This is a genomic window from Ancylothrix sp. D3o (assembly GCF_025370775.1).
Classification (GTDB): Bacteria; Cyanobacteriota; Cyanobacteriia; order Cyanobacteriales; family Oscillatoriaceae; genus Ancylothrix.
In genome coordinates this window covers 228,306-235,196 of record NZ_JAMXEX010000008.1, presented here as the reverse complement: position 1 = coordinate 235,196, position 6,891 = coordinate 228,306, and the positions used below count along the sequence as shown (strand labels likewise).

Here is a 6,891-nt window from a genome sequence, read left to right as displayed (position 1 = left end):
ATATAATTAGTTGAACCCGGTGTGAATGCTTCCATGCCGGCCAAGTTAAATAAACCAAAATCGCCTGCAAATCTTCCACCATCATACAGATAATCTATACTCACAATGCCGGTTTCTCCTACTCGAAATATCCCTGTTTCAAAGTTGTAGAGACGTTCCGCCGGAACGTCTGTACTTGGCAGTTGGTTGTCGGTTAAAGGTAGGCCAGTTAATGGGTCTATTACAGGATTAATGTTTCTTGAATTTGAATGCCTAAAAGGTAGTCTGTAGCACCGGCACTCGATGTAATTTGTAGTGAATAGATGCCGGTGCTTAAATTTTGAAAACTTAGTGTTTCGGATGAATTTCCCGATGTAGAACTTTGGATGATTTGGTTATTGCTGTTTAATAAGAAAAGGTCTGCATTATCAGTTAAACCTGAAAGGGATACATTAAATGCACCACCAGTAGTCAAATTAAATTTATAAATGTCTGTCAGGTCTGTACTATGTCGGAGCTTTTTGCCTAAAAAAATGGCCGCAATAATTTTTATTTTTCCGCCCGAAAAATTATTAAGGGCGAAGGCCAAGAAAAAGCGAAGGATGTCAACCGTGTTTTTACTGAAAAGACAATTTAATAACCATATCTACAGGTTGTACTGAGTTGAAAGCCCCTAGCATTTTTCGGAGGATGGGAGGTGGTATCGTGTACTAAAGACGTAAGGCAGCAGTTCGTCTGTACCCGACAGCGTTCTTTTTAAAACCCACATTCCGCACTCTAAAGTTGCACACTCTTTTTTGGAAAACAATCGGGATTGTATTTATCAGCCCCCAATTTATTCTCGATACTTATTAACTATTGAGAATAAGGAGCGGGTAAAGGTATTTGCCCATAACAGTTTGAAACCTTTGCTTACTAGGCATTACAATTTCTTTATAATTGATGTGACAGTTGAGAGCGCGGAAAATGTTGAAACCAAAGACTTGAGAGCTATGACACTTAATAACGGACTGGTTATTATGCTTTTTATTTTAGTCGCCACTAATTTAGCTATTGGCTATGGCTTTTGTGTTAAAACTCAACGTCTCCCCTTTTCGGCAGAAATTGGATTTAGCGAACAGCAATGGTCATTTCTGATGTGGTGGGTCAAATTAGCCTTAGTTGCTGGGATTCTCTTACCAATTGTGTTGTGCGTTCAGGCATGGCAGAAACCTTCCTCGTTGGCATTCTGGGGGAGTTACCTACTGGTTGTTGCCGTGCAGCTAATCTCTGAACGCGCCTTCAGTCAGTGGTTAGTTTCTAGTGTCGTGGTGCCCATTGGCTTTTGCTACACCGCTTTTCGGTTGTGGCAATTACTAGATGGAATCCCACAACTATCATTTACCCGTTTGGGATGGGTGGGCTTTGGTTGCGTTGTGCTGTTTTGGTTTGCCAACCTATTGATGTTGATGACGGTAGCAATTCCAACAATTTATAAAAGGGCTGATAGTTAAAAGTTTTAATTTAACCCCTCTATAAATTGCAGGTACGACTAATCTTTGGGAAGCAAAGCGTAATTACTATATTCCCAGTTGGAAATCTAATTTGGTTCGGGCATTTTATTTTCCAATTTACTCTTGTAAAAAAAAGAAAGTTTTAGAACCGGCCACTAAAACGGCTCCAAATTGGCAGACAATTTACGCTTACTATTTTTTGGCGTTGCCGATGCGGAATACTGGGTAATTTAAATCACAAATGAGCACAATTAATTTGCTTCGTGTTCACTTTGGTTTAATTCCCTACATTTAGCTAAAGCCAAATCATAAGCATTTTGGTAATTGTTTCCCCCTAACATTAAATTTCCATAATATTCGTAAGGTTCTTTCCCATAAATCGGTAAGGGGTCATCTTCTGGGTAATCTTCTTTGGATTCTTCTATGATGGCGTTGAGTTCCTTCACGTTCAAATAATGAGCGGGGAAATAATGAAGCTCTTGAATACTTTTACCTAGATGATAAAAAGTAGGATCTATAATTTTATCGTCGAGTTCAATCCAACTATACTCAATAGGCTTGTACGGCGCTCCTGGTACCGCTAAAAAGCCTTGCACATAAATTGCTCCCTCAGTAGCTAAGGCTGCTTTATAAGCGTTGTCAAAGCAGCTTTTAGAATTACTTTTGATGCGTTTCCCTATCTCTCTTGAAAGCGCCTCATCTAATTGTTTGCTCATAATGGCATCTCCTCAATTACGTTACAACTATGTCCAAAATAAATCATAACAATATTGAGCCGTCATTGAGCTATTAAGTATTTAATTTATTTACAAATAAAGCCAACGGCTCCAACCAAAGCTCAACTTGATACATCGCTCTTAGGGGGGGAGAGAAGGTTCTGTAAGCACTCTAGCTGCATTTTGAACCGAAGCTACCCAGCCGCCACTAAAATCTCGGCCTTGAGCATCAAAATATCTTAACAGGGAAAAGCTTATAATATGGATAGCGCCTTATTTGATTCTGTAGGGGCCATTGAATAGCCGAATGAAGGTCTTGCTCTAGGATGTAATTGCTACTCGCTTTTATCATCTCATGTAAGAGCTTGTCCAAAATAACGATATACTGTTTTTATCTCAATTATAAATTATGCTACAAATTTCCGATACAGTCAGCATTTCAGAAAGCGAAATTGATATTAGTGCAATGCGTTCTCAAGGGGCCGGTGGCCAAAATGTAAATAAGGTAGCAACTGCCATCCATTTACGGTTTGATATCAAAGCATCTTCTTTACCTGACCGTTATAAAGAACGACTGTTAAATCTAAACGATAACCGCATTACCCAAGCTGGTGTTATTGTCATTAAGTCCCAAGAATACCGGAGTCAAGAACAAAATCGGGAAGTGGCTTTAACCCGCCTTCAAGAGCTAATCAAAAGTGCTGTTGTAGTTCCCAAAAAACGCTTCAAAAGCAAACCAACTCGCAGTTCTCAACGCAAGCGCCTGGATAGTAAGACCAAACGGGGCCAGGTTAAAGCTATGAGGCAGAAGATTACCGACTAATCGTACTTTGGAAAGTAAATTAAGGCAGCCTTGTTCGGCCATATTTTGACTATAAAAATTGCTGTTTTACACCAAGCCTAACTGATGCCGGCCAACATTGTCGCAAATATGAACGATATTTGTATTTAACAAAAGTAAAATTGGCGTTGCTTAATCAGGGTATGAAAAAAATAAGCCCGATAGCAAAGCGTGGAACGCCATAACTTGGTGGATATTGGTTTCTATGACTTGGATATTCAGCCTTTCCTACCGAAAATCACTAACGCCATCCTAAATACTATCGGCTGCGGGACGCCATCCGAGACTCTAAGCAAATGGCTTGGCTGATGACACGCTATGCTAACCAAATAATAGCAAAGGAATGGAGTATTGATTTGGCAGGCCGGCGGCATTTGATGAGGGGATGATGCCGGTGTTGTGAGAAGCGAGTATTCAGCCTAAGCCTGTGAGTTCTAAGACAAGTTTGGGATGTCATGGTGCCGGTGGATTTTTGAGGCCGGTGATTTTGTGAGCGCCGATGGAACTCGCTCGTGCCCTTGGATGGGGGTGGGACAGACGGATGTTTGGGGGCCGGTGAAGGTGTGGGGGCCGGTGAACCTAGAGAAGCTCTTGAAGGTAAACAGGCCGGTGTCACACTCGGAAATTTAAACTCTTATGGCCATTTTAGGCCGGTCATGAAAAAATACACATTATCGCTGCTCCTGGCGGACACAACAAAATCTCGTATCGCACCGGCATCCTAAGCAGACACTGGCCAATATCGTATCGCACCGACACTCATGGCCACTTCGGTAAACACCCATCACATCACTGGCGCCGTTCAGTTGATGAAATCAGGCCACTTAAGAATCAATTTAAAACCGATTTGATTCATGGGTATGTGGACGTCATAGAGTCCTTGGATGTTGAGAGACTACTAGATATTGAGGCACTGATTTCTGCGGTGATGCCCGTGAATTTTTTGTGGGCCGGTGGAGCGGGTTAAGTCAGAAAAGTCGGATTGTCAAGTCGGTAAAGTCGGATAGTTATTGCATCAGCACCTACTCTTATAGTCTTTAGCTTGTCTTTATAATTTTTTTTATAAACTTCATCTCAACTTCACCTACGGTTTCTAAAACCCTGTTATAAATAAAAAAGAGTCAAGGATTTTAACAATGAAAAAAACACTCTTAATCTTCACTGGATTGATGGCGCTTAGTCTTCCTGTTCATGCTGCTCAGGTCACCGAAGTTAACCAAGCTGGCCAAGTTGAAATGAATCAACAAGTTAAACCGATTCAAACTGAAACCGCGATGTGCATTAGAACACCTCGTGGCGTCTTATGCAGACCACGCTAGAATAGCTTATAGGGTCTATTGCCGTTAATTTCTAACAGCTATCCTTATCTGGATAATGTCATAATTTGAACTCCCCCACCTCAATCAAAAATTGTAGGTGGGAGTTGCGATTTTTTGTACGTTTGTCAAAAAAAGATGGCCCGGTTGAGTTAGGGCAATGCTCTCTCCATAACTTCTACGTTGTATTAATTCCACTTTTCTTAATATTTATTAATCACAACAGCCAAAATCTGCTATTTCAAACTCTGCCTCTAATAGTTTTATTAAAATCACCTTATCCCAGATACTACCAATTTTAGCAAAAAGTTTTTAGGTGAATTATAACTACTCTACCATTTTCCCCCATCTGAGGGAAATTAGTTCAACTTTATCCCACCCCCAATACCTTCTGAACCTCACCCATTAAACCCTCAAAAAGCGGATTACCCCAACTCATATACTGCAAACCCGGCCTCTCATCAAAGCACTCAGGATAAAACGTCACCTCATAGATTTGACCTTGATAACTCAACTGCCAACTAGGCGGTTTTACATTTTCAAAAACTATCTGTATCTGCTTAATAGCTAAAAAATAGGTGAGCAATTATTCTATTTTTTTTTTAATCAGCGCCGCTGTAATTGCTGAATTAATTCCTAATAACTCCGCTTCTGCATCCCTAGTTACCACCTCATTTAATGCCTGTCGTAACAATGACCTTATTACAGGGTTTTGCTGTATTATTTCAAGTAATTGCTAAACCGGCCAGATACTTTGCCTTGACAAAAAGTTTTAAGGATTGTCCAAGAAGCGAAGATTCCCTTACCCAATGTATCAAAACTCAAAATCCAAAGCGGCCCCCTTTCAAACTAGGAGGGGCAACTCAGTTATAATTAGCCCAAACAGCACAAAAGGTTATTATGCCGGTGAAAACGAGTGGCATATTGGTTATTTCAAGGGAATCCTAAATACTACCGGCTGTGGGACGCCATCCGAGACTCTAAGCAAATGGCTTGGCTGATGACACGCTATGCTAACCAAATAATAGCAAAGGAATGGAGTATTGATTTGGCAGGCCGGTGGCATTCGATGAGGGGATGATGCCGGCGTTGTGAGAAGCGAGTATTCAGCCTGAGCCTATGATTTTTTTACAGAAGTTTGGGATGTCATGGTGCCGGTGGATTTTTGAGGCCGGTGATTTTGTGAGCGCCGATGGAACTCGCTCGTGCCCTTGGATGGGGGTGGGACAGACGGATGTTTGGGGGCCGGTGAAGGTGTGGGGGCCGGTGAACCTAGAGAAGCTCTTGAAGGTAAACAGGCCGGTGTCTCGTTCGGAGATGTTTTATCTCCTAGGCATCAAGGTCTGCATAAAGAAATTAATGATATTTTTCAACTTGGTTCTAGCAAATCAGACATCATTGCTTTATGTTCTGATGCCATGTCCGAAGGTGTCAACCTTCAGCAAGCCTCCGCAGTTATTCAACTCGATATGCCTAGTGTAATCCGTCTAGCGGAGCAACGAATTGGCAGAATTGACCGCATGGACAGTCCCTTTTCGGAAATTGAAGCGTGGTGGCCACAAGATAGTGATGAGTTTGCTCTGAGGTCTTCCGAACAAAAATTTTTGCAACGCCATCAATTAGTTACAGATTTATTAGGCTCAAACTTACCATTACCCGAAGATTTTTCCCCCAGTATAGATATCGATTCATCTAAAGAGCCAGTAAAATTAGAAGAGATAATCAACCAAGTAGACAATGAAGATAAACAAGGCAATATCTGGCAATTAGGCGATGTTTTTGATCCAGTTCGCGCTCTTGTAGAAGGTAAAAGAAATCTGATTGCTCCAGAAGTTTATAAACAGGTAATTAGAAGCAAAAATCGTTCAGTATTAAGTGTGGTAAAAGCAGATTATCCTTGGGCGTTTTTTGCCATTGCAGGAACGGAATGGGGTGCGCCCCGTTGGGTGTATCTTGACGATGTAAACTATGTACACCCGATAACAGACTTGCAGAAAATTTGTGAAAATCTCCGAAAGCATCTCTATCCCCTTATAGAAGAAGAACCCTTAGAAACAGCACATCATTCTCTCCAAAATTTTATTAAAAACCTTATTCGCTCTGAAGAACAACTTTTGCCCAAAAAAAAGCAACGGGCTTTGCAAGAAATGAGAGAGGTACTTCAACAATATGAAAGTAAAGCCAAGAAAAATAACGATGGAATCCGCGAGGGTGTAGTTAAGACTATCCTTTCTCGGTTTGAGGAAAAAGAACCAAGGAAACAGAGTGTAGACTTGAGCCTTCTTGCTGAGTCTTGGCTAGATTTAATTCGTCCTTGGTGGTTGGCGCGTTTAAATGAACCCAAGCGCTCTGAGCCTTTACGCCTCAAAGATATTCGTCAGGATTTAATTGAAAACCCTCTTTCTACAGAACAACTTAATGAAATTCTTAAAGTTCCTGATGTGAAACCCCTTGATGAACGAATTGTTGCTGCCATTATCGGTATATCATAGCGCAACAGATTAGTAAAAAGTTGGGTTTAAGACATCATCCCTCAACCCAACTTT

The 6,891-nt window shown here is 41.1% G+C and carries 8 protein-coding genes; 5 read left to right on the top strand and 3 right to left on the bottom strand.

What is annotated here, in order from left to right; translation table 11 throughout:
* Positions 1-220: 220 nt before the first annotated feature.
* Positions 221-568 (bottom strand): PPC domain-containing protein, encoded by a 348-nt coding sequence (locus tag NG798_RS15860; protein ID WP_261224644.1) that lies wholly within the window; start codon positions 566-568, stop codon positions 221-223.
* Positions 569-971: 403 nt separating this feature from the next.
* Here NG798_RS15860 and NG798_RS15855 point away from each other — a divergent pair, with 403 nt between their 5' ends.
* Positions 972-1,472 carry a hypothetical protein gene (locus NG798_RS15855; RefSeq protein ID WP_261224643.1) on the top strand — a complete coding sequence of 167 codons (501 nt, stop codon included), beginning with the start codon at positions 972-974 and terminating at the stop codon, positions 1,470-1,472.
* Between the two features lie 251 nt (positions 1,473-1,723).
* Here the strand turns inward: NG798_RS15855 and NG798_RS15850 are convergent, their stop codons facing one another.
* Complete coding sequence (locus NG798_RS15850) at positions 1,724-2,188, bottom strand: hypothetical protein (RefSeq protein ID WP_261224642.1); 465 nt, start codon at positions 2,186-2,188, stop codon at positions 1,724-1,726.
* A 409-nt stretch (positions 2,189-2,597) separates the two neighbouring features.
* On the opposite strand from NG798_RS15850, the gene arfB reads away from it, so the two are divergent.
* A complete protein-coding gene (gene arfB / locus NG798_RS15845; protein ID WP_261224641.1) occupies positions 2,598-3,011 on the top strand; it encodes an alternative ribosome rescue aminoacyl-tRNA hydrolase ArfB in 414 nt (137 codons plus the stop codon).
* A gap of 468 nt (positions 3,012-3,479) precedes the next feature.
* Positions 3,480-3,659: a hypothetical protein gene (locus NG798_RS15840; RefSeq protein ID WP_261224640.1), complete on the top strand. Its 180-nt coding sequence runs from the start codon at positions 3,480-3,482 to the stop codon at positions 3,657-3,659.
* A gap of 1,056 nt (positions 3,660-4,715) precedes the next feature.
* Here the strand turns inward: NG798_RS15840 and NG798_RS15835 are convergent.
* Positions 4,716-4,931: a hypothetical protein gene (locus NG798_RS15835; RefSeq protein ID WP_261224639.1), complete on the bottom strand. Its 216-nt coding sequence runs from the start codon at positions 4,929-4,931 to the stop codon at positions 4,716-4,718.
* Positions 4,932-5,261: 330 nt separating this feature from the next.
* Here NG798_RS15835 and NG798_RS15830 point away from each other — a divergent pair, with 330 nt between their 5' ends.
* A complete protein-coding gene (locus tag NG798_RS15830) occupies positions 5,262-5,426 on the top strand; it encodes a hypothetical protein (RefSeq protein WP_261224638.1) in 165 nt (54 codons plus the stop codon).
* A gap of 124 nt (positions 5,427-5,550) precedes the next feature.
* The gene (locus tag NG798_RS15825; RefSeq protein WP_261224637.1) at positions 5,551-6,837 is read left to right on the top strand and encodes a helicase C-terminal domain-containing protein; all 1,287 of its coding nucleotides are present in this window, start codon (positions 5,551-5,553) and stop codon (positions 6,835-6,837) included.
* The last annotated feature ends 54 nt before the right edge of the window (positions 6,838-6,891 follow it).

Bases quoted from the DNA above. Each gene is read 5' to 3' on its own strand.
- NG798_RS15855 (WP_261224643.1), top strand. From the start codon at position 972: ATGACACTTAATAACGGACTGGTTATTATGCTTTTTATTTTAGTCGCC.
- NG798_RS15850 (WP_261224642.1), bottom strand. From the start codon at position 2,188: ATGAGCAAACAATTAGATGAGGCGCTTTCAAGAGAGATAGGGAAACGC.
- arfB (WP_261224641.1), top strand. From the start codon at position 2,598: ATGCTACAAATTTCCGATACAGTCAGCATTTCAGAAAGCGAAATTGAT.
- NG798_RS15840 (WP_261224640.1), top strand. From the start codon at position 3,480: ATGTCATGGTGCCGGTGGATTTTTGAGGCCGGTGATTTTGTGAGCGCC.